Origin of the sequence: Sporosarcina sp. P16b (assembly GCF_002743065.1) — a bacterium.
Lineage (GTDB): Bacteria > Bacillota > Bacilli > Bacillales_A > Planococcaceae > Sporosarcina.
The window spans coordinates 146,605-170,105 of record NZ_PDYO01000001.1 but is presented as its reverse complement, the minus strand read 5'-3'; the positions used below and the strand labels follow the sequence as shown (position 1 = coordinate 170,105).

The following is a 23,501-nucleotide window of genomic DNA, read 5'->3' as shown; positions in this document are numbered from 1 at the left end:
GTTCAACTACTGCTTTATTGTAATCAAACTGTCACAGATTGTCCAAGAATCGCTATTGCAAATCAAAATTCTTTAATTTCCAACAATTTAAATACGTGCTTACTTCACACTACCTTTTTCACGATCTAAACGATAAATATAGGCAAATACTTCCGATACCGCTTGATATAGTTCTTCAGGTATCGTTTCATTGACATTTAATTGACCAAGCAATTCTAGCAGACTCGGATCTTGTTGTACGGGAATAGCATGTTCTTGCGCACGCTCGAGAATATTCTCCGCAATTTTTCCTTTTCCTTTAGCTATTACTTTCGGGGCATCCGAAACTTCAGGGTCATAGGATAGTGCAATGGCCTCTTTTCTAGTAAAACGTTGTTCTTCTCTCATATTTTAAAATCTACTCCTCCCTCATCTGATTGGAAGGTACTAGCTGATAATTTGACCTCTTGCTGTTTTTCCGTGAATGGTTTAAAAGTAATACCCGACAGTTTATAGCCGACTCCTTCAAGACCTTCTTTTAATTGATCTTGAAAATCGGTCCCTACTACTTTTAAGGAAGGCATATCATTAAAAATCGTCAAGTTTACCACTTTGTCTTGCACATTCATATCAACCAAGGTCGTCGACAGTGATTCCAATTCCAAATAAAATAATATTCGCGCAAAGGCCGGGTCAATTTTTCCGTTTTCTTTCATTCGACTATTCCATTGCAACGTAGCATCGATTTTCTTGCCGAACATTTCGAGAGGTAGTTGCATGATCAGCTGTTGTTGCGCGCCTAAATCCCCTGACTGTAGTAAAGTCCCATTCATGCGAAGCACCATTGCCTCTGCTGCATCACGCAGTGGCGGGGATAGCGAAGGATCCTGTAGCATGCTCAGTAACTGTGGTTTTAATGCGCTAGCCAAATGTGCGATATCAGGTTCTTTCCCCCCGAGCATCGCCTCGTAATTCACACCTAGTGTACTTAATACATGTTGTATAGCCTCTTTCATGACCACACCGTTCATCGCCTGTGACACTTGAGCTTCAGCTGTCTGGATCAGTTGTTTTACTAAAATATTCCCCGATTTTTCGGCCGTTTGCATTAATGCACGAATTGCCTCATCCGCTTGATCAAATGGTAGTAAAAGTGACTGGACTGACTGTTGCACTTCCTTCATGACCGTTTGCTGCTGAACTGGCACATCCTGCCTGCTCGCTTGTTGGATCAATGTGTGACTAAGTTGTTCAACTAATGCTGTTTTTGCTCCCTCTGTCACTGGTTGTTGCACATATTGATTCAATATATTTTGCAATGCTTGTTTCATCGATTCAGGTAAAGCGGAATTACTACTCAGCTGTTGTGTTAGGTGCTGCATATTCACTTTGATTGTTTCTTGGTCAGATACTGGCAATTGGCTTATTTGACTTATGGCCGCTTGGACCGCTTGCACAGTTGCAGGGATAACTGTAGCTTGATGCGCAATGCTACTTGGTGCTAACGGCGCGGTTGTTGGTGTCGCAGTGGCTTGAGTCAATACTTTAGTGAATTGCTCAACGATAGTTGCTTTGGAACTAGCTGTCAGCGGCTGTTCGTTCAACTGATTAATTACAGTCCGCAACGTGTTTTTCACATGTTCCGGAAGTGCTACGTTGGGTAGTTGTTGCGTGATATTTTGCACAAGCGCTTTTATTGTTTGTTGATTTGCAGCAGGCGTTTGACTCAGTTGACTCACTAAAGAATGTATAGCTTTATTAGAATCCCTTTGATTTATCATGTCGTTAGTAGCATAGGCAGTTTGTGTATTTGCCTTCGTGACTAGCTCAGCCATCACTTGCGGCAAATTGGCCAACGATGTTTGAGCAGGCAATATAGCGGCATTTTTCAATAACTGTAGCGCGGTAAATCGATCTGCTTGAGTAGCTTGTGGATTTAGCAGTTGGGCTACACTTTGATTCAGCAGTTCTTTCCCTATCACTGTGCTTAAAGGAGAAGAAAGAGATTGAATAGTCGCCAGAAGCCGCTCACGCGTCGCTGAAGGGAGATTAGAATCACTTTGTATGTTAGCTAGCAAAGTCGACAATTGCTGCGCAATCGTGCTTGTATGAACTTGTAGGAGTGATTGAAATACAGCTGGCGTGAAAGGTAGTTTCGCTTCAGCGATTTTACCGAGCGTCGCTAGTGCCTCCGCTTTCATTCCATCCGGTAACGATTTCAGAAGACTGACAGCCTCTAGTATATTTTCTTTTGTCATAGGAATTTTTTGCTTAATAATTGTCGCGAGTATATCTTTCATTTCCTGTGTTTTAGGTACATGTAATGACTCCATTAACTGGGTTAGTTGTGATGACTGGCTTTCTCCACGCATCGGACCAGAAATGACCTGTAACTGTAATTCAGGTTCAGTGCCATTGACCTTGAAGTAATAATGATCTCCTGCTTGCATCGGCACTTCCAATTTAGCATATAACTGCTGATTTCCAACTTGCACTTGCGCCATTTGACCAGGAAATAATTGGGTAACCTTTCCGTGTATCATTTGTCCTTCTTTTAGAGATAACGGTTGGGTTTCCGTAATAGCCCTTGCAGATGTAGCAGATAATGAATGTAAATTCATTGTCGATCCCTCCACATCGTTTTAATCGGTTCGAAAGATTTGCGATGATGTTCACAAAGTCCATGCGTTTCAAGTCCTTGTAGATGTTTCGCTGTTCCATATCCGGCATTTTCATTAAATCCATACCAAGGGAACTCCTCGTGTAATTCAATCATTAGAGCGTCACGTGTTGTTTTCGCTAATATAGAAGCTGCTGCGATAGTTAAGCTTTTTTCATCTCCTTTTATGACGGAGTAACACAGGCATGCTGTCTGTAGATTCATTGCGTCTGCTATCACTACATGGGGCGCTATCCGAAGTTCACTTATAGCTATCTCCATCGATTCCTTTGTTGCTTGGTATATATTCAATTCATCAATTACTTTAACAGGCTGCACGTGTATAGCGTACGCCACGGCCTGTTCCTTAATCAGTCGGGCGAATTCTTCTCTTTTCTCCTTAGAAACTTTTTTCGAGTCGTCTAATCCAATTAGGGCAGTGCAATCCTCAGGTAGTATAACGGCAGCTGTAACTACCGGCCCCGCTAACGGTCCTCTTCCCGCCTCGTCAATTCCTGCAACCAATACAACGCGTGAAGATCTATATGAATCGTCAAAGGCTATTTTCTTTTGAAATTCTTGAATAATCGCTTGTTTTTTTTCGTATCGAGTGCGCCATTGACTAATTGCTTGCTGGACGCCTTTTCTACTGTCCGCTTCAAGTTCTGCAAGCCAATCATTCGGTTCTTGTAACTCTGCTAATTGATTTTTTATTTGCTGTATCGTTGTCATTTTCTTCACCTGTCCATCTAAAATATGATTGTCTAAGTAGTATATCGGTTTCTACATGATTTTTTCGACAAAAAAGCAACGGTTCGGAAACAGAGTTCCAAGCCGTTGCTTCTAGTCATTCGAATTCTTCAGGGAAATCGAATGTTAATTTACCTACTTGCTGGTCACGGATGTCTTGTACGATCATTTCTGCTACTTTGTCATAGTCAATTTCTCCACCAACCGTATATACTTTTCGACGTTCACCAATTTTATTAAACAATGATTGAATATTATCGCCCACCGTTGTCATTTCATAACGCTGTGCTAGTCTTTCAGGATAATGCGACTCTAAAAATCGAAGTCCATATACTGCAAGCTCTTCCATATTCAATACCGAGTCCTTAATGGCGCCTGTTAACGCTAACTTATACCCTACATTCTGGTCTTCAAACTTCGGCCAAAGGACTCCCGGTGTATCAAGAAGTTCTAATTCTTTCTCAAATTTGATCCATTGTTGCGCTTTGGTTACACCTGGCTTATTTCCTGTTTTAGCGATATTTTTCTTCGCTAATCGGTTAATCAAAGTAGATTTTCCTACATTGGGAATGCCGACAATCATTGCACGGATGGCTCCAGGACGTATGCCTCGCTGCTTCATGCGGTCATATTTCGGCTTCAGGATTTCTTTAGCCGCTTTGGTGACTGTTTGGAGACCTTTCCCTTCAAATGAATTGATCGCCACTGTGCGTAAGCCTTGATTTTCAAAGTAGGCAATCCAACGTTTAGTTTGAACTTCATCCGCCAAGTCCATTTTATTCAAAATAAGCAATCTTGGTTTTTGCTGGGTTACTTCGTCTATCATAGGATTACGTGAGGAAAGTGGCAATCTAGCATCAATTAATTCAAATACAATATCAACTAACTTAAGTTTTTCTGAGACTTCTCGTCTCGCTTTCGCCATATGACCCGGAAACCATTGAATAGTCATTCGAATCGTCTCCTTTCATTATTTCACAAGACCAAAATCTTTAATCGGCCAGAATACTACACTGGTACTACCGATGACTTCATCGATTGAGACTGCACCTATATGTCTAGAATCTTTACTTTTCCGACGATTATCACCCATCACAAATATGTGATCTTCAGGCACTGTTTCTGCATCGATTTGCGGTACATCCTGTAGTGTAAAATCTTCCGTCAGCGTACCATCTTGTACTTCCGATTTATATTGATCAAGGTACGGCTCTTCATATGCTTTACCATTTACATAGAGTACATCATCTTTATATTCCACTGTATCGCCTGGCAGTCCAATTACACGTTTAATATAATCTTTCTGCTCGGGTGCATGGAATACTACGATATCAAAACGATGCGGTTCACCAATCGTATAACCGATTTTATTAACGATCATGCGGTCACCATGTTCCAATGTTGGCATCATAGAAATACCGTCAACGACGATTGGTGTGAATAAAAAGATACGAATAATGGCGGCTAATCCAAATGCGATCAATAATGCTTTAATCCATTCCAGTCCTTCACTTCTCGTTTTTTTCTCTTCCATCAATCCAGCCTCCTGCCCTGTCTGTTTTTATTGTACAGCCAATTGTCTTTCTGAGCAAAAAGAAAGGAGGCCAAATGCAAGGCCCCCTTCGTTTCTGTTTATCTTATTAGCGGAGTTCTTTGATACGCGCTGCTTTACCACGTAGTTTACGTAGGTAGTACAACTTCGCACGACGAACTTTACCGCGACGAGTTACTTCAATTTGAGCTAGCTTAGGCGTGTGTAATGGGAATGTACGTTCCACTCCAACACCATTTGAAATTTTACGTACAGTGAAAGTTTCGCTGATTCCGCCACCGCGACGTTTGATAACAATACCTTCGAATAACTGGATACGCTCACGAGTTCCCTCGATGATCTTCACGTGCAAGCGAAGTGTATCGCCAGGACGGAATGAAGGGTGTTCAGTGCGCAACTGCTCTTTTGTAATATCTGCAATTAGTTTTTGCATGTTTTTTCTCTCCTTCTTTTCTGATGCTCTTGCACGTTTTGCTTTGCAGCGGAACAACAGTAAAATAGGCGCTCTTAAAAAGCGCTTAATAAATCATAGCACACGCCTGTTAACGAATCAAGCAAATTTAGTCTCTTTTTTGTATCCATTGCTGATAGAGCTTTTTCTGATAATCTGTTAAGGGTGCTTCTTGCAATAATTCTGGACGACGCTGTGCCGTGCGAAGGAATGCCTGCTCTTCCCTCCACTTATCAATCTCTGCATGATTGCCCGACAACAGCACAGGAGGCACTTCAAAGCCGTTGAAAGTAGCGGGTCGAGTGTATTGTGGATGTTCTAGCATACCCGTTGAAAACGAATCGTGGACAGCTGATTGATCGTTTCCTAGCACGTCAGGGAGTAGCCTCACTACACTATCAATGATGGCCATAGAAGCTACCTCACCACCCGTTAATACAAAATCGCCAAGTGAAATTTCATCCGTAACCAAATGTTCACGAATTCTTTCATCGTATCCTTCATAGTGACCACAAATGAAAACAAGATGTTGCTCTTTCGCTAGTTCTTCCGCTTTCTTCTGCGTGAACCGTTCGCCTTGCGGACACATTAAGATAACGCGCGGCTTACTACTGCTTGAACTTGTGACAGCATCTACAGCCGCAAAGAGAGGCTCGGGTTTTAGTACCATTCCCGCGCCACCACCGTACGGATAATCATCCACTTTTCTATGTTTGTTTGTTGCGTAGTCACGAAAATCTGTAACCTTAAACGATGCGGCTTGTTGTTCTTGCGCTTTTTTCATGATTGAAGAATGAAATACACCTTCAAACATCTCGGGGAACAAAGAGAGCACATCGATTTTCATCATGAAAGCAACCCATCCATCAATTCAATTTTGATAATTTGCTTATCTATATCCACATCTTTTACCACATCTTCGATATACGGGATATAATGCGGCTTGCCTTCAGCAGGCGTTACCTCCCATACATCATTTGCGCCTGTTTCGATAATTTCAGAAACCGTACCGATCTCGTCTCCCGTTTCTGTAATCACGCGGCACCCAATGATTTCATGATGGTAAAATTCATTTTCTCCGAGTTCTGTCAATTCTTTCTCCGAGACCTTGATTACGCCGTCTCGGAACTTCTCGACGTCATTGATATTCGGATAGCCTTCAAACATAAGTAAATCAAAGTTTTTATGCTTCCTATGACTGATCACCTTCACGAACGTAGGTGCTTTGCTTTTCGGCATGAAGATCGCGAGCTCACTTCCCACTTCATATCGCTCATCTGGGAAATCTGTTTTGGACATTACACGAACTTCACCTTTAATACCATGTGTATTCACAATCGTGCCTACATTAAACCATTCCATTATTTCGCCTCCATTATATGAGTAAAAGTATTTATACGTGCAAAAAAGGAAGGAACCGAGGCTCCTTCCTTTTGGATCAATCCAAGATATCCAAATACACTTTTTTGCCGTGGTGGCTGCCTGCTGCTGAGTAAACAATCGTACGGATCGCTTTTGCCACACGACCTTGTTTCCCGATCACTTTACCCATATCCTCCGCATTCACTGATAACTGATAAACGACTCGTTGAGACTGTTCTTCAGATACCACTTTCACGTCGTCCGGGTAATCGACTAACGGTTTTACAACTGTTTCAATCAGCTGCTTCATGTCCACCCCTCCAAATTACTTGCTGTATTTAGCGTTATGGAATTTTTCCATGATACCTTGTTCTGAGAACAAGTTACGAACTGTATCAGATGGTTTAGCTCCATCTTGAAGCCATTTCAAAGCCAATTCTTCGTTGATTTCAACTGTTGCTGGCTTTGTAAGCGGGTTGTATGTACCAACCTGATCGATTTGACGGCCGTCACGTGGTGCACGTGCATCAGCTACTACAATACGATAAAAAGGAGATCTTTTAGCTCCCATACGTTTTAGACGAATTTTAACTGCCATTATTATCTACACCTCCGAATAGTTTCACACAAGATAGTATATTACCAAGTTTTCATTTGTTTGTAAAGGGTTTTTTCTTAACACCCTCTATTTTATTTAAAAAACGCATCAAAACCAGGCATTTTACCTTTTTTCTTACCTTTTTGTTGCATGTTGGTCATTTGCTTAACCATTTTTTTCATTTCTTCAAACTGCTTTAGCAAACGGTTGACTTCCTGGGTAGAAGTTCCAGATCCTGTAGCAATTCTTTTTTTTCGGCTCGCATTAATAATTTCTGGGTTTTCCCGTTCTGCAAGCGTCATGGAATAAATGACGGCTTCTACACGCCCCATTTGACTCTCATCCACTTTGGCATTGTCGAGTCCTTTGATCTTGTTTGCACCCGGCATCATTTTTAAAATTTCGTCGAGTGGTCCCATTTTTTTCACTTGTTGCATTTGATCAAGAAAGTCGTCAAGTGTAAAGCTTTGTGTGCGCAATTTCTGCTCTAACTCTTTCGCTTTATCCTCATCCACGTTTTCTTGTGCTTTTTCAATCAAAGACATGACATCGCCCATGCCAAGTATTCGTGACGCCATACGTTCTGGATGGAATGGTTCAAGTGCATCCATCTTCTCACCCATACCGACAAATTTGATAGGCTTTTCAGTAACGGTACGAATCGATAACGCCGCACCACCACGTGTATCCCCATCAAGTTTTGTCAATATGACGCCAGTGATTCCGATTGTCTCATCGAAACTTTTTGCCACGTTGACAGCATCTTGACCTGTCATGGCATCCACTACGAGGAATACTTCATCAGGATTCGTTAACTCTCGAATATCTTTCAATTCTTGCATAAGTTCTTCATCTACATGGAGTCTACCTGCAGTATCAATGATTACGACGTCATTATGCTCACGTTCTGCCTCTTCCATTGCTTTGCGAGCAATTTCAACAGGAGACTGATCGGTACCCATAGAAAATACGGGCACAGTAATTTGTTTACCTAAGGTTTCGAGTTGTTGAATCGCTGCTGGGCGATATATATCTGCCGCTACAAGCAAAGGTTTCTTATTATGTTTTTTACGTAAAACTGTAGCCAATTTACCGGTAGTTGTTGTTTTACCAGCACCTTGCAAACCTACCATCATGATGACCGTAGGCGATTTACGCGCGAATTGAATGGGATTTTGTTCTCCACCCATTAGATTCGTTAATTCGTCTTTTACGATTTTCACCACTTGCTGACCAGGTGTCAAACTCTTCATTACATCCTGACCTACTGAGCGCTCGCTGACCGTCTTGACAAATTGTTTAACGACTTTCAAGTTAACGTCTGCTTCAATTAGTGCAAAACGTACTTCACGCATCATTTCTTTTACGTCAGCTTCGTTAATTTTACCTTTGCCCGTAATTTTGTTCATTGTTACTTGCAGGCGTTCGGCTAGACCTTCAAATGCCATAGACAATCCCCCCTATTCAAAGTCTTTTAAGGTATGTAGCAATTTCATGAAGCGATTTGAATTTTCGATAGGCACCATTTCTTCTAGCAACTCTACAATTTCAAGTCGACCTTCATGTTTTTCGAACAGATTGAGTTTCTTCTCGTAATCTTCGAGCATTGCCTCAGTCCGTTTCACATTGTCATACACAGCCTGTCTCGATACACCATATTGTTCAGCGATTTCACCGAGAGAAAGATCATCTAAATAATATAATTGCATATATAAACGTTGTTTGTCAGTTAATAATGATTGATAAAAATCAAAGAGGAAGTTCACTCTTGTCGTTTTTTCAAGCAAGATCACGACCCCCTTCAGTCACTATTATATAGTATCGCGCATGTGTATTGCCGTCAAGTACTTTTACTTGTCTTCTTCGATTTCAGCTTCATGATCATCTGTTTCTTCCATTTCTAATCCGTTCGCAAATAATCCATAGACATATTTCTCCGGGTCGAAAGGTTGTAAATCATCGATGCCTTCACCAAGGCCAACAAACTTCACCGGAATATCGAGCTTATTACGAATCGCGAGCACGATACCACCTTTCGCTGTACCGTCTAGTTTCGTCAATACAATACCCGTAACATTCGTTACTTCGTTAAATGTCTGCGCTTGAATTAATGCGTTCTGTCCAGTCGTCGCATCCAATGCCAACAATACTTCATGAGGGGCCCCCTCAATTTCGCGGCCAATAACGCGATGTACTTTTTCCAGCTCATTCATCAAGTTCACTTTATTTTGTAAGCGACCTGCAGTATCACAGATTAAAACATCCACGTTACGCTTCTTAGCTGCTTTCACCGCATCAAAAATAACGGCAGCCGGATCTGAGCCTTCCGCCTGACGTACGACTTCCACGCCCGTACGCTCTCCCCAGACAACAAGCTGTTCAATGGCACCCGCACGGAATGTATCCCCCGCGGCCAACATAACGGTTTTCCCTTCTTTTTTAAGTCGGGCAGCCATTTTACCGATCGTTGTCGTTTTACCCACACCGTTCACGCCAACCATCAAAATTACGTTCAGTCTACCTTCTTCGATATTCAGTTCACTAGAAACTGCTTCACCTGAATTATAAATTTCTACAAGCTTCTCAGAAATTAATGACTGCATACCTGTCGTGTTTTTAATATTCTTACGTTGTACTTCTTCCTTTAGCAAATCAATTAATTCCATAACGGTTTCAAAACCAACATCCGCTTGAAGTAACAATTCCTCCAGTTCTTCGAAGAATTCTTCATCGACGACACGGAATCTAAACACTAAATCGTTTACTTTCGATGTAAATGAATCGCGTGTCTTAGTCAGTCCATCTTTAAACTTCTCCGCTACCGCTTCGTTTGTTCCTGATATTTTATCTTTAATCTTCTTGAAGAAAGACATTCATTTCACTCCTTAGCTACTGATTTCTTCTGCCACTTCAGATAGTTTAACAGAAAGCAATTTCGAAACACCTGATTCTTGCATCGTAATGCCGTATAGGACGTCTGCACCCTCCATCGTGCCTTTTCGATGTGTGATCACGATGAATTGCGTCTGGTCCGAAACTTTCTTTAAATAATTACTATATCGTACCACGTTCGCTTCATCCAGTGCCGCTTCCACTTCATCTAATATGCAAAAAGGCACAGGACGAACTTCAAGAATAGAGAACAGCAAAGAAATAACAGTTAATGCACGTTCTCCACCAGATAACAAACGTAAATTCTGCAATTTCTTTCCTGGAGGTCGTGCCATGATATCAATTCCGGTAGTCAGTAAATTGGTTGGATCCGTTAAAACAAGATCCGCTTCTCCCCCACCGAACATATCCTTAAACACGCGGCGAAAATGGCTGCGGATTGCTTCAAACGTCGTCTCGAAGCGACTCTTCATTTCCTGATCCATTTCCGCCATAGCTTCTTGTAACGTATTTTTAGCTTCGACCAAGTCATTCCGTTGTGATTGTAAAAACTCATGACGCTCAGATACTTCTTCGAATTCCTGAATTGCATTCGGGTTGACAGGTCCTATTATAGCTAGTTGTTGCTTACAATCTTCTACCGTCTTGCGTAGTAGCGGAATATCCAATGATTCAAAATGCAATTCATTCGGTCGTAAGCCATACTCTTCATCCAGTCGATCTTTGACCGTTTCAAACTGTGTTTCAAGCCTGGATAACTGAATCCTCAGTGTGTTCAAGCGTTCGGAAATAATACCTGCCTGTTGTCTGATCATTTTTATACGCTCTTCATGATCACGAACACGTGTAGCTTGCTGAACACGCTTAGCTTTTTCTATCTCAATCGTTTGTTGCAAGTGTCTTTTTGTATCATTTGCTTGCTGACTCTGCTTCTCTATTTCTTCAGGTGTTAATTCCTTACCGATCACAAACTCCTGCACATAGTGCTGTTCTTCTTGCAAGCGGCTAATTGTCAACTCCAACTCATCTATTTGAGTGATAGTTTCCAAAATACTGCTTGAATGATAGGCGTTCTGCTCTTTTAATACAGCACTTTTTTGCTGTAAGTCATGTAATCTCTTCTGTAATGACTGTTGTTCTTCACGTCTATTCTCTACTAGTCTCTCTAAACCTTCTAGCTTTTCTAACGTCTCTTGAAGTTCACTTTTCAATACTTCATGCCGAGTTTGTAAATTTCGTTTTTTGGTCGATAACTGCTTTTCTGCAGAGACTGTGTCAGTACGTCCGATTTCAATTGTGGATATTTCCATGTCGACAGAACGCAATTCCATTTCTGTTTCTTGTAATGACGCATGAATGATGGACTTTTTCTGTTGGGTTTCCTCTAACTTTACGCGCAATTGATCACGAAGATGTAAACTCGCACCCACTAAATTACGAGTTTCAGACGTTTGTGCAGTAGCCTGTTGAATAGATTCATCCATTTTTTGCAGTTGATTGGTAAGAGTCTCCAGCTCAGCCTTGCGGGAAAATAGCGTGGTCTGCCCTTTCGCACCGCCACCGGTCAATGAACCGCCTGCGTTTATAATATCCCCATCAAGTGTCACTATGCGATAGCGGTGTCCTATCGTTTTAGCTAAACCTGATGCAGCTTCAAGATCATTGGCAATAATCGTCTGACCCAATAAGTTTTTGGCAACCGACTCATATGCCGCAGACGTTTGAATGAGTTCAAATGCCGTACCGATGAAGCCCTGCTGTTGAGAGAGTACGTGTCGGCTATTTATAGGAAGCTCACGCGGCTTCAAGATATCCATAGGAAGAAACGTAGCGCGACCGAAGTTTTTCGTTTTTAAATAACCGATGGCTCGTCTTGCATCATGCTCAGTCGTAGTAATGATGTGTTGCATAGCACCGCCAAGGGCTGTTTCAATTGCCTTAGTATAGGCTGGCTCCGTCTTAATGAGTTCCACTACAGCTCCTTCGATCCCTTGAATACGTTGTTGTTTCTTTGCATGGAGTACTTCTTTGACACCAGAATAGAACCCCGAAAAATCCTTTTCAAGACTTTCTAGGGCACGGAGTCTTCCTTGCATTTCGGATTGTTTACGCAATGCTTTCTGCAGAATTTGCTGTTGCGTAGATAGACGTTGCTCTTCTTCTGTTAATTGTTGCTGACAAGCTCTAGCTGACTTCTCGAGCTCATCTAGCTGTTTCTGAACAGTCTTTTTTTGCTCATTTTTTTCTTGCTGTTCTTTAGCTAATTGTTGTTTGCGTTCGGAAAGTAATGTAGTTTGAACTGTAATCTTTTCTGTAGAAGACTTTTCTCCCTGAAGCCGCTCCTCTACATGCCTGATTTCACTGCGCACAGTGGCTTCCTCATTGAGGCGCTCAATATAGACTGATTTCAACTGTTCAATTTGCTGTTCTGTTTCTTTTAATGAACTGTTTAACATGGCCGTGACTTGCTTACTTTCTTTCGTCACTTCTTCAAGTTCATGCTGAGCAGTTTTCTGCTTCATCTGCATAGCACGATGTTTATCTTTTGCCATTCGTTGAGTGTCCTCTGCTGATTGCAGCTCTTGTCTAATACGCTCCACTTGCTGCTTCGTATTGCGGGTCTTTTCAACGGACAGCAATCTTCTCCCTTCCCACTTTTCAGCTTCTGCTGTCTGTTTAATCAATTCATTTTGGAACTCATCCAGTTGAAGCTCTACTGTCATAAGAACCTTCTTGTCAATATCCAGATCGTTTTCATATTGTGTAAGAGTATCCGAAATCTTTCGCTGTTCAGTTTCATCATTTTTCACAACTGCCGCTTTTTCAGAAATCTGCTGTTGCAAAGTAGAAGCGTCGTGATGGAGTAAACGAACATCTGCCTCTCGAAGTTCAGAACGCAAATTAGAAGCTTTACGAGCCGAACCTGCTTCTTTTTCAAGAGGAACAAGTCGATCATCAATTTCTTTTAATATATCTAGTACACGATCTAAATTATCAGTCGTCTCAAATAATTTATGCTCCGCTTGCTGTTTATGGGTTTTATACTTCAAGACACCTGCCGCTTCGTCAAAGACATTGCGTCTTTCATCAGCACGGCTATTCAAGATCTCATCTACCCGACCTTGCGAAATAATGGAGAATGCTTCTTTACCCAATCCTGAATCCATAAATAGTGTGGTGATGTCTTTTAACCTACAAGTCTGGCCGTTCAGAAGATATGCGCTATCTCCAGATCGAAACACCCTTCTAGTTACACTGATTTCCGTGTAATCAAGCGGAAATAGATTTTGAGTATTATCCAAAATGAGTGTGACTTCTGCAAAATTAACTGCTTTCCGTGAGTCACTGCCTGCAAAAATGACGTCTTCCATTTTACTGCCACGCAATGATTTTGCCGATTGTTCACCGAGCACCCAACGAATCGCATCAATAATATTACTCTTTCCACTTCCGTTAGGTCCTACGATGGCCGTTACTCCTGGTACAAAGTCTATATGGATTTTTTCCGCGAAAGATTTAAAGCCTGCGATTTCCAGCCTCTTCAAAAACACGATTAGTTCTCCCCTTCGGTTGTCTGCATCAATAAATGTTCTATCGCACGACGGGCAGCTTCCTGTTCGGCTTCTTTCTTGGACTTGCCAATTCCTTTTCCAAGTGGTTGTTCATTCAGATTAACTACTGTAACAAACTTTTTCGCATGTGCAGGACCTTTTTCTTCAATGACTTCATACTGAAGGGGTCCGTTATTTTTTTGTTGCACCAATTCTTGCAGGCGACTCTTATAATCTGTCACATGCGAAAAAGCTCCGATACTAATTTTCGGAAAAACGATTCGCTTTAGAAACTCTTCAACGACTTCCATGCCTTGATCCAAGTAAAGCGCACCGATATACGCTTCAAATACATCTGCTAATAACGCAGGGCGCATTCTCCCACCAGTTAGTTCTTCACCCTTACCAAGAAGAATATAGTCTCCAAAGTTCAATTCATTTGAAAACTTAACAAGTGATGGCTCACAAACAATCGCTGCACGAAGTTTCGTCAGTTCCCCTTCGCTTTTTGCCGGTTCTGTACGGAATAAAAATTTAGATACTCCAAGTTCTAATACAGCATCTCCAAGGAATTCCAATCGTTCATTATCGGAAAATTTCTTGCGACGATGTTCATTGACATAGGATGAATGGGTAAATGCATTATACAATAGATTCTCATCCTGAAATTGAACACCTAGTTTCTGCTGGAGTGTACTAAATTTCTCGCGTACAGCTTGTGGCAATGTAGGGTGTGATACGTTTTCTTTCGAAGTTCTCTTATTTTTCATAAACTACTCTGCCTCTCATCTATTAATAGTCTGTACACACTTAGAAAGCGAAAAGAGACGCTTTCCTCTTTTCAGATGAAAGGAAGAAAGTGTCTCACAAAAAAGGTCATTCGCCTACTTTTGCTGTAATGTACGTTACTGCATCTCCGACAGTTGCAATTTTCTCTGCATCATCATCAGAAATTTCCGTTTCAAACTCATCTTCAAATTCCATAACAAGTTCTACTACATCTAGTGAATCAGCTCCAAGATCCTCACGGAAAGAAGCTTCAGGTTTTACTTCGCTTTCATCGACACCTAGACGGTCGACAACTACTTTTGTTACGCGCTCAAGTACTGTTGACAACATAGTCACCTCCTCTCAAGGCCAAAGTCGGCTCATTAGCTACTATTGAATTATAGAGGTTAGCCCCCTCGTTACGCAACCATAAATAGCGCTTTCATAGAAGTAGTTCTTTTACATCACCATGCCGCCATCTACATTGATAGTCTGACCCGTAATATATTTTGCTTCGTCGGATAGTAAGAATGCCACAACGCTCGCTACATCTTCCGCACTTCCAAGCTTGCCTAAAGGGATCGTTGACAATAGTTGCTCTTTCATATCATCGCCCAACTCATCTGTCATATCCGTTGTGATGAATCCTGGAGCAACAGCATTTACTAAAATATTACGTGCTGCCAATTCTTTTGCAGTTGTTTTCGTCAATCCAATAACTCCTGCTTTTGCTGCCACGTAATTTGCTTGCCCTGCATTTCCTACAACTCCTACAACAGAAGCCAGATTGACGATTCTCCCTGCACGCTGACGCATCATTTGGCGCGTAACAGCCTTAGTGCATAGGAAAACTCCCTTTAAATTAATGGACAATACATCATCCCACTCGTCTTCTTTCATGCGCATCAATAAATTATCTCGCGTGATGCCAGCGTTATTGACGAGGAGATCAATGCTACCGAATTGTTTAATCGTCTCATCCATCATAGCTTTCACTTGATCAGCATTGGAGACATTTGCTTGAAATACGAGCGCTTCTCCGCCCGCAGAGCGAATTTCGGCTGCTACAGTCTCTGCTCGATCTTGGCTACCGCTATAGTTGACGACTACTTTAGCACCTTCAGACGCTAAGCGTAAAGCGACAGTGCGCCCAATCCCTCTAGATGCTCCTGTGACTACTGCTGTTTTCCCATCGAATCTTCCCATCATGACCATCCTTTCGCTTCTTCAAGCAACTTTTCAAGCGTTTCTTCATCATATACTGGGTATACTTTTGCTGTACGGTCTATTTTACGGATTAATCCACTCAATACTTTTCCAGGTCCACACTCTATGAAACGAGTAACACCCAGTTCAAGTAATTTTTCAACAGACTCTTCCCAACGTACCGGTGAATACAATTGTTCAACTAGTAATTTTTTTATTTCGTCCTGCTTCGTTACTTCATCTGCCGTAACGTTTGCGATGACAGGAATTTCAGCATCCTTCATTTCGATACCCTCAAGCGTCTTTTGTAACTCTCCAGCTGCTGGCTGCATTAGAACTGAGTGGAAAGGTCCGCTTACATTCAATGGCAATGCACGTTTCGCACCTGCTTCTTTCAAGGCTGTACACGCCTTATCCACACCCTCTTTTGCACCGGAAATAACAATTTGGCCGGGGCAGTTTAAGTTGGCTGGTTGTACAGGATGTCCGGACTCTGTGATATTCGCTGTAATTGACTCCAAAACATCACGATCCATTCCAAGTATGGCCGCCATGGCACCTTTACCTGCAGGTACAGCTTCATTCATATACAGACCTCTTTTATGAACAGCAACTACTGCATCCTCAAATGAAAGAACTTTGGATTCAACAAGGGCCGTATACTCACCCAGACTGTGTCCTGCTGTATAATCTGGTATAATGCCTTCTTCTTCCAAACGCGCAGCGATCATTGCACCTACCGTGAGTAGAGCCGGTTGAGCATTATAAGTCAACGTCAATTCATCTTGAGGGCCTTCTAGCATCAATGCACTCAGTTCAAATCCAAGAGCTTCGTCAGCCTTTCGCATGAATTTCTTACACGCTTCGTTCTTCTCTGTGAATACTTTCCCCATCCCTACAGCTTGTGAGCCTTGTCCTGGAAAAACAAATGCGAGTTTACTCAAGATTCCTCTTCCTCTCCGATTGTTTTTTTCATTGTTTCGCATACTTGGTATTGTACCATGGTTCTCGCTTGGCGAACTGCATTAAAAAATGCATTGGCATTCGAAGAACCATGCGCTTTGATGACAGGATGGTTCAAACCAAATAAACCTGCTCCACCATACTCCGAGTAATCCATCTTATTTTTTAAAACCTTGAGATCATCTTTCACTAATCCAGCCGCAAGCTTAGTTTTTAACGAAGACATGAACACTTCTTTGATCATGGAAAACACATTCATTGCAGTACCTTCAATAGTTTTCAATACCATATTACCCGTAAAGCCATCTGTGACCACAACATCTGCCACGCCATTCAATAAATCACGCGACTCCACATTGCCGATAAAGTTTATGGGTGCAGCTTGTAACTCTTCATAGGCATATTTTGTAAGCTCATTCCCTTTTCCAGCTTCTGTTCCGATATTTAATAATCCTACACGCGGCTTATCAATTCCGCGCACTTTCTCCGCGTAGATACTACCCATGACGGCAAACTGCGCCAACTGCGAAGGTTTACTATCTGAATTCGCTCCAGCATCCAACAACACGAAGCCGCTGCCGTCAATCGTCGGTAAAGTCGGTGCTAGTGCTGGTCTTTGAATCCCTTCCAAGCGACCTACGATAAAGAGTCCCGCTGACATGAGAGCACCTGTATTACCGGCTGACACACATGCCTGCGCTTCTCCATCTTTTACGGCTTGCGCCATACGGACCATGGAAGCATCTTTTTTCTTTCGAATTGCACGCACAGGCTCATCATCAGGTTCAATGACTTCGGAGCAGTGTACTACTTGAAGGCGTGGATGTGTTTCGAGAAATGGTGCCATTTTTTGCTCATCACCAAATATATGTATCCTAATGTCATCAAATGCATGAAGACTCTGTAATACACCCTTCACAATCTCCCCGGGTGCATTGTCTCCACCCATTGCGTCTACTGCAATAATCATATGTAATTACCCGCCTTTTTTTGTTGTACGATACATCTGAAACTCTCCCGAGAAAACAGGCTCACTTTCTACTGTCGACAGGACGTCGACGACCGTACTTTTATTTTTCAAGGTTTCCTTGCGCACAGTAGCACGACACACTACGCGATCACCGGCTCTAACTGGCTTTTGGAAGTGCAGTGAGGGACGAACCGTCAATGCCAAGTCATCATCCAAGACTGCTACAGCTAATGAATTCGCCTGCGCAAATAAATGATGACCTCTGGCAATACCATTTCGTTTAAACACATGCACTTCTTTTACATCAAAAATCGAAATGGCTTTATTATCCAATTCCACATCAATAATTTCTCCAAAAATTTCTTCAGCTTGCATAGACTTCACTGTACCTAACATTTGTTGCGACGCTACGGATTTCAATCGCTCTCGCAATTCCGGAATACGACATTCCAGCCGATCCAGCCGCACGGTTTGGATGCTCACAGAAAAATGCCTGGCAATGTCTTCATCTGTCAGGAATGGATCTTCTTCAAGCAGCGTTACGAGTAATTGTTGCCTCTCCTGTTTAGGAACTCTCAATTACTACACCCCTTTAGATTAGCACTTGGTATTAATACTAAGTATATAAAGAGGTAAATGAGATTGCAAGAGGTTATCGAATATACTACGTTCACATCTATCAGTCTATCCGCTTATCAGTGAGTGCACCCGATTGCTCAAGACGTCCGCGTAACGTTGCGTACTCGTCATTTGTCCAAAACGCATCCGAATTCAACAAGCGTTCCGCATCATCACGCGCTATTGAGAGTGCCTTGAAATCATGGACCAAGTCAGCCATTTTAAATTCTGGCATTCCACTCTGTTTCTTACCAAAAATATCTCCTGCCCCGCGTAGCTCCAAATCTTTTTCAGCTAAAATAAATCCGTCGTTCGTTTCCGTCATCGATTGCATGCGCATCTTTCCTTCTTCTGTTGACGGATTAGCGAGCAATACGCAATACGACTGATCTGATCCTCGCCCTACACGTCCCCTTAATTGGTGTAACTGAGCCAAACCGAATCTTGTTGCATCATAAATCAGCATGAAGGTTGCGTTCGGCACATTGACACCTACCTCTACTACTGTCGTGGAAACAAGGATATTTAACTGTCCTTCACTGAATTCCCTCATGACCTGATCCTTTTCGGCTGGAGGTAATCGACCGTGCATCAAACCCACATTATAGCGTCCACCAAAATAATTACTCAATTCGGCATGTACTTCGACTGCGTTTTGGACATCCAATTTATCAGATTCCTCGATCAAAGGACAAATGACATACGCCTGCCTTCCTGCACGTAACTCTTTCTCCATTTTCTGTAACACAGGTAGTAAGGAGTCTTCTTTCAACCAATGTGTTTCGATTTCTTTTCGTCCTGCCGGTAGTTCATCTAAGATCGAAACGTCCATTTCACCAAATACCGTAATCGCTAATGTTCTCGGAATAGGAGTCGCTGTCATGAATAGTACATCGGGGTTTAAGCCCTTATCTCGCAAAACACGACGTTGTTGCACTCCGAAACGGTGTTGTTCATCCGTCACAACAAAGCCTAGTTTATGAAACTGCACTTCAGGTTGGATGAGTGCATGCGTTCCGATTAGCAAGTCAATATCCCCGGCTTCCAAGCGTTCCAACAACTCTTTTCTTGCTTTCGCTTTTGTAGATCCAGCAAGAAAAGCAACAGTCACACCGAATGGTTCGAACCAGTTGGCTAATAATTCAGCGTGTTGTTCAGCCAATATTTCCGTCGGTGCCATCAATGCGCCCTGGAATCCTGCAGTAACCGCTGCATATAGCGCTATGGCTGCGACAGCTGTCTTACCTGACCCCACATCCCCTTGCAATAAACGATTCATGCGGAGTGGTGATTTCAGCTCTGCACATAATTCATTCACCACACGTTTTTGCGCATTTGTTAATTCGAACGGCAATGTACTAATGAACTTCTTCAATAAATTCAAATCATATTGAATGACGAGTCCTTTTTCCTGTTCTTGGCGCAACTTTTTCATTCCTTGAATTTTTAACTGAAACAGCAATAATTCTTCATAAACAAAACGTCTGCGGGCATGCTTAACGTCTTCAGCTTTAGTTGGGAAGTGGACCATCTCCAATGCTTCAGCTATAGAAGGTAGCTTGTATACATCCAGCATCTCACGCGGTAGTGTCTCTTCTATATCTTTGGCAGTTAAGTCTATGACTGTACGCATATAACGACGAAACGTTTTTTGATGCATAATTCCCTTCAAACTATAAACCGGCTCAAAATCAGTTTGCTCACCGGCATGTAAACGATTCACCGTAATCGTCTGACGACCACGGTCCCATGCACCGGTAACATTTATTTGCATTCCTGTGAGCAGACGATCCTTTAAGTAATGCTGATTGAAAAATACAGCTTTCACCAAATGATGGCCGACCAATAAACGGACTTGCATTCTAGAGCGATTTTTCCCGGAATAAAATACTGTCGGTTCGGACTCTACCCGACCTTCCACTGTGACACGCTCGCCATGCGGTGTTTCAGTCAAATCTGTCATACGAAAATCTTCATGGCGATATGGGAAAGTATATAACAAATCTTCAATCGTCAGAATTCCCAGCTTTCCGAATTGTTCAGTTGTCGTTTTGCCTATTCCTTTTACTGTACCTACACTGTTTTTAAAGATGTTCTCCACGTGAAAATTACCTCCTTTCCATACCTTGTTGGAAAACGAATGTTCCTCTTTTTTAGTTTACCATGAAAAGACAGGATAATAAAAACGTTGCCCCCACTTACAGGACAACGTAATGTATTTATTCAACAGAGATAATATATGGATAGAGCGGCTGTTTTCCAGCGTACACTTCTATATCCACATGCTCGAATTGTTCTTCGATATAGCTACTGATCATTTCTGCTTCTTCATGCGTCACATCTTCACCATAAATAATCGTGACAATCTCATCTTCTTCATCGATCATGGAAGAAATGAGATTCTTCGTTACATCCTCTAATGAAGAATTAGAGCTAGTGATTTTCCCTTGTGCGATTCCCATGAAGTCATCTTTATGAATCGTTACACCATCAATCGATGTGTCACGAACAGCATAAGTGACCTGACCAGTTTTAATAGTAGAAGCCGCTTGTAACATTGCTTTCGCGTTCTTCTCGACTGTCGCTTCGGGGTTGAATGCCAAAATAGCCGCTAAACCTTCAGGCACGGATTTCGTTGCCACAACTGCCGCTTCAATTTCTAACACTTCAGCCGCTTGCTCAGCCGCCATAATGATGTTTTTATTATTTGGCAAGATCAATACGCGTTCCGCACCGATTTCCTGAATCGCTTTGACGATATCTTCCGTAGATGGATTCATCGTCTGACCGCCTTCAATCACGGCAGATGCCCCGATACTTTTCAGTAGTTCTGCGATACCTTCACCCATCGAAACCGTTACAATTGCGTATTTATGCTGAACCGGCTTTGCTGTCGACGCTTCATCCCGATTCATAATATCACTGTGTTGCTCACGCATATTATCGATCTTCATCTTCGTCAATGAACCATATTTCTGTCCATAAGATAAAGCATCTCCAGGTTCTTCAGTGTGAATATGTACTTTTACTACTTCATCATCTGAAATGACGAGCAGTGAGTCACCTAGTTCGCTTAAGTCTTGACGGAATGTTGCCTCGTCAAATGGTTTGTCGAGCAACTTACCCGAATCCAATTTGACCATGAATTCCGTACAGTAGCCGAACTCGATGTCTTCTGAGTTCATGAAGCCTTGTATACTGCGGTGATGCTCATTCATCACTAGGTCATCCATTGAGTGCATAACTACCTTTTCAGGTAAGTCCTCACCTTTTAGGCATGCCAAAAATCCTTCATATACATATACGAGACCTTGTCCACCACTGTCTACTACTCCTACTTCTTTTAGAACCGGCAATAGATCAGGCGTCCGTTTCAGAGATTCCTTGGCCTCTTCTACAATAATTTCTAGTAACGCTGTTAAATCCGCTGTTTCTTCTATATGCTCAACAGCTGCATTGGCTGCATCCTTAGCGACTGTCAAAATGGTTCCTTCTACAGGTTTCATAACAGCTTTATAAGCTGTATCTACACCATATTTAAGTGCTTCCGCAAATTGTTTTACATTTACTTCTGCTTCATTCTCAATTTGCTTGCTGAATCCTCTAAATAGCTGGGATAAAATCACTCCAGAATTCCCACGGGCACCCATTAGCAATCCTTTTGAAAATGCCTGTGCCGTCAAGCCAATATGTTGTTGCGCATTTCTTTCTGTTTCTTTCGCACCGGATGTCATGGATAAATTCATATTCGTTCCCGTATCACCATCTGGCACCGGGAATACATTTAAAGAATCTACATAATCGGCATTTTGATGAAGATGGTGCGCACCCATTTCTACCATCTTCGCAAATTGCAATCCATTGATTGAAGTCATTGACTTAAAGGCCTCCTTTTACACGTTCGTTACACGAACTCCCTGAACAAAAATATTTATTGAACTTACTGATAAACCTAACGTGGTTTTCACTATATATTGCACTTTTGATTGTACTTGATAGGCCACTTCAGTAATTTTCGTGCCATAGCTCATGATGACGTAGATATCGATATGGAATGCATCTCCCTCGTTACGAACAATCACGCCACGAGAATAGTTTTCTTTGCGAAGAATTTCTGTAAGCCCATCGCGAATTTGGTGCTGAGAAGCCATCCCCACAATTCCATAACACTCGACCGCAGCCTCTCCGACCACTTGCGCAATTACATCATTTGTAATATCTATCGTACCATGCTCATTTCTCAGTTCGATTGACATTCCTCTTCTCCTCCCATCTCTAGACACATCATACGTACATTATACGGGAATTCATCAGGAATGAAAGTATTGAAACCGTTAAAATATAGTGTAAAGGAAAAAACCTTGAAAGTAGCAAAAAAAATTGTTGCATCGATACGAAGCTTATGATAAAGTACTATGGTATGCGAATTGTAACGTGAATCGCTAAATAAATTCACGAGGAGGAACTAAAATGGCTAAACAATGTGTTATTACTGGACGTAAAGCTCGTTCTGGAAACACTCGTTCTCACGCTTTGAACTCTAGCAAGCGCACTTGGGGCGCTAACCTTCAAAAAGTTAGAATCCTAATCGATGGCAAACCTAAACGCGTTTGGGTATCTGCAAGAGCTTTGAAATCAGGCAAAGTACAACGAGTATAATAATCTAAAGCTGAAAGCGCCTGGGTAGCCTCGACAGATGTTGGAGGAATTACCATAAAGGCGCTTTTTTGCCTTTCTGGTAATTTCGAAACATTCCGAGAGGCTGGCGCTTGAGGCTAGATGTAATCTAAAGCTGAAGACGGCGCTTAGCCGCGTCAGACACTGGAGGGCTAGAAGAAAAAGGCGGTTTTTGCCTTTATCCTCTAGCCCGAAGTGTTCCGAGCGGTTGCCGTCTGAAGCTAGATGTAATCTAAAGCTGAAAGCGCCTGGGTAGCCTCGACAGATGTTGGAGGAATTGCCATAAAGGCGCTTTTTTGCTTCCCTAAAAAAGAAAAAACACAAAGCACCTTCTTAGGCGCTTTGTGATTTTTCTTTTTTGCGTTTTTTTGTCTTGGTGGCTTTTGGATTGGCAGCAACGGTTGTTTTTGTACGGCTGTCCTTTTGGAAAGCTACTGCGCACTTTCTTACAATGTTACTGACAAACTTCGGAAGCGTGAATGTGTATACTCGCAAATCCCCCAAC

General features: G+C 42.1%; 25 protein-coding genes. 1 reads left to right on the top strand and 24 read right to left on the bottom strand.

Annotated features, from left to right (window positions below; genetic code table 11):
- Nucleotides 1-99 precede the first annotated feature (99 nt).
- From CSV77_RS00850 to CSV77_RS00740, 23 genes are all read right to left on the bottom strand, one after another.
- On the bottom strand, nt 100-387 hold the full coding sequence (locus CSV77_RS00850) for an EscU/YscU/HrcU family type III secretion system export apparatus switch protein (RefSeq protein WP_099630903.1): 288 nt from the start codon (nt 385-387) through the stop codon (nt 100-102).
- Nucleotides 384-2,600 (bottom strand): hypothetical protein, encoded by a 2,217-nt coding sequence (locus CSV77_RS00845; protein ID WP_099671956.1) that lies wholly within the window; start codon nt 2,598-2,600, stop codon nt 384-386. Before CSV77_RS00845 ends, CSV77_RS00850 begins: the two co-directional genes overlap by 4 nt.
- Complete coding sequence (locus CSV77_RS00840; protein WP_099671955.1) at nt 2,597-3,370, bottom strand: ribonuclease HII; 774 nt, start codon at nt 3,368-3,370, stop codon at nt 2,597-2,599. Before CSV77_RS00840 ends, CSV77_RS00845 begins: the two co-directional genes overlap by 4 nt.
- Before the next feature lie 115 nt (nt 3,371-3,485).
- Entirely contained in the window at nt 3,486-4,340 is an 855-nt protein-coding gene (ylqF, locus tag CSV77_RS00835; protein ID WP_099671954.1) for a ribosome biogenesis GTPase YlqF, read from the bottom strand.
- 18 nt (nt 4,341-4,358) lie between these two features.
- Nucleotides 4,359-4,925, bottom strand: coding sequence for a signal peptidase I (gene lepB / locus CSV77_RS00830; protein ID WP_369802711.1), 567 nt, complete (start codon nt 4,923-4,925; stop codon nt 4,359-4,361).
- Between the two features lie 103 nt (nt 4,926-5,028).
- On the bottom strand, nt 5,029-5,373 hold the full coding sequence (rplS, locus tag CSV77_RS00825) for a 50S ribosomal protein L19 (RefSeq protein ID WP_099630898.1): 345 nt from the start codon (nt 5,371-5,373) through the stop codon (nt 5,029-5,031).
- A 127-nt stretch (nt 5,374-5,500) separates the two neighbouring features.
- Nucleotides 5,501-6,238 carry a tRNA (guanosine(37)-N1)-methyltransferase TrmD gene (gene trmD / locus CSV77_RS00820; RefSeq protein WP_143560695.1) on the bottom strand — a complete coding sequence of 246 codons (738 nt, stop codon included), beginning with the start codon at nt 6,236-6,238 and terminating at the stop codon, nt 5,501-5,503.
- Nucleotides 6,238-6,753 carry a ribosome maturation factor RimM gene (gene rimM / locus CSV77_RS00815; protein WP_099630896.1) on the bottom strand — a complete coding sequence of 172 codons (516 nt, stop codon included), beginning with the start codon at nt 6,751-6,753 and terminating at the stop codon, nt 6,238-6,240. Before rimM ends, trmD begins: the two co-directional genes overlap by 1 nt.
- A gap of 76 nt (nt 6,754-6,829) precedes the next feature.
- Nucleotides 6,830-7,063: a KH domain-containing protein gene (locus tag CSV77_RS00810; protein WP_099630895.1), complete on the bottom strand. Its 234-nt coding sequence runs from the start codon at nt 7,061-7,063 to the stop codon at nt 6,830-6,832.
- 15 nt (nt 7,064-7,078) lie between these two features.
- A complete protein-coding gene (gene rpsP, locus CSV77_RS00805; protein ID WP_029052320.1) occupies nt 7,079-7,351 on the bottom strand; it encodes a 30S ribosomal protein S16 in 273 nt (90 codons plus the stop codon).
- A gap of 92 nt (nt 7,352-7,443) precedes the next feature.
- A complete protein-coding gene (gene ffh / locus CSV77_RS00800; RefSeq protein ID WP_099630894.1) occupies nt 7,444-8,799 on the bottom strand; it encodes a signal recognition particle protein in 1,356 nt (451 codons plus the stop codon).
- A 12-nt stretch (nt 8,800-8,811) separates the two neighbouring features.
- Nucleotides 8,812-9,138, bottom strand: a complete 327-nt coding sequence (locus CSV77_RS00795; RefSeq protein WP_099671953.1) for a putative DNA-binding protein — start codon at nt 9,136-9,138, stop codon at nt 8,812-8,814.
- A 63-nt stretch (nt 9,139-9,201) separates the two neighbouring features.
- A complete protein-coding gene (ftsY, locus tag CSV77_RS00790; protein ID WP_099671952.1) occupies nt 9,202-10,224 on the bottom strand; it encodes a signal recognition particle-docking protein FtsY in 1,023 nt (340 codons plus the stop codon).
- 12 nt (nt 10,225-10,236) lie between these two features.
- Nucleotides 10,237-13,794 carry a chromosome segregation protein SMC gene (smc, locus tag CSV77_RS00785; RefSeq protein ID WP_158231994.1) on the bottom strand — a complete coding sequence of 1,186 codons (3,558 nt, stop codon included), beginning with the start codon at nt 13,792-13,794 and terminating at the stop codon, nt 10,237-10,239.
- Between the two features lie 2 nt (nt 13,795-13,796).
- Nucleotides 13,797-14,564: a ribonuclease III gene (gene rnc, locus CSV77_RS00780; RefSeq protein WP_099671950.1), complete on the bottom strand. Its 768-nt coding sequence runs from the start codon at nt 14,562-14,564 to the stop codon at nt 13,797-13,799.
- 106 nt (nt 14,565-14,670) lie between these two features.
- The gene (locus CSV77_RS00775; RefSeq protein WP_085133672.1) at nt 14,671-14,910 is read right to left on the bottom strand and encodes an acyl carrier protein; all 240 of its coding nucleotides are present in this window, start codon (nt 14,908-14,910) and stop codon (nt 14,671-14,673) included.
- A gap of 111 nt (nt 14,911-15,021) precedes the next feature.
- On the bottom strand, nt 15,022-15,768 hold the full coding sequence (fabG, locus tag CSV77_RS00770) for a 3-oxoacyl-[acyl-carrier-protein] reductase (RefSeq protein WP_099631028.1): 747 nt from the start codon (nt 15,766-15,768) through the stop codon (nt 15,022-15,024).
- Nucleotides 15,768-16,712, bottom strand: a complete 945-nt coding sequence (gene fabD, locus CSV77_RS00765; RefSeq protein ID WP_099671949.1) for an ACP S-malonyltransferase — start codon at nt 16,710-16,712, stop codon at nt 15,768-15,770. Before fabD ends, fabG begins: the two co-directional genes overlap by 1 nt.
- Nucleotides 16,709-17,701, bottom strand: coding sequence for a phosphate acyltransferase PlsX (plsX, locus tag CSV77_RS00760; protein WP_099671948.1), 993 nt, complete (start codon nt 17,699-17,701; stop codon nt 16,709-16,711). Before plsX ends, fabD begins: the two co-directional genes overlap by 4 nt.
- Nucleotides 17,702-17,707: 6 nt before the next feature.
- Nucleotides 17,708-18,280 (bottom strand): transcription factor FapR, encoded by a 573-nt coding sequence (gene fapR / locus CSV77_RS00755; protein WP_099671947.1) that lies wholly within the window; start codon nt 18,278-18,280, stop codon nt 17,708-17,710.
- A gap of 100 nt (nt 18,281-18,380) precedes the next feature.
- On the bottom strand, nt 18,381-20,420 hold the full coding sequence (gene recG, locus CSV77_RS00750) for an ATP-dependent DNA helicase RecG (RefSeq protein WP_099671946.1): 2,040 nt from the start codon (nt 20,418-20,420) through the stop codon (nt 18,381-18,383).
- 118 nt (nt 20,421-20,538) lie between these two features.
- Entirely contained in the window at nt 20,539-22,194 is a 1,656-nt protein-coding gene (locus CSV77_RS00745) for a DAK2 domain-containing protein (protein WP_099630886.1), read from the bottom strand.
- A gap of 18 nt (nt 22,195-22,212) precedes the next feature.
- Nucleotides 22,213-22,575, bottom strand: a complete 363-nt coding sequence (locus tag CSV77_RS00740; protein ID WP_099630885.1) for an Asp23/Gls24 family envelope stress response protein — start codon at nt 22,573-22,575, stop codon at nt 22,213-22,215.
- 214 nt (nt 22,576-22,789) lie between these two features.
- Here CSV77_RS00740 and rpmB point away from each other — a divergent pair, with 214 nt between their 5' ends.
- Nucleotides 22,790-22,978: a 50S ribosomal protein L28 gene (gene rpmB / locus CSV77_RS00735; protein ID WP_029052334.1), complete on the top strand. Its 189-nt coding sequence runs from the start codon at nt 22,790-22,792 to the stop codon at nt 22,976-22,978.
- Nucleotides 22,979-23,329: 351 nt separating this feature from the next.
- Here rpmB and spoVM read toward each other — a convergent pair whose 3' ends face one another.
- The gene (gene spoVM / locus CSV77_RS00730; RefSeq protein ID WP_099630884.1) at nt 23,330-23,491 is read right to left on the bottom strand and encodes a stage V sporulation protein SpoVM; all 162 of its coding nucleotides are present in this window, start codon (nt 23,489-23,491) and stop codon (nt 23,330-23,332) included.
- Between the last annotated feature and the right edge of the window lie 10 nt (nt 23,492-23,501).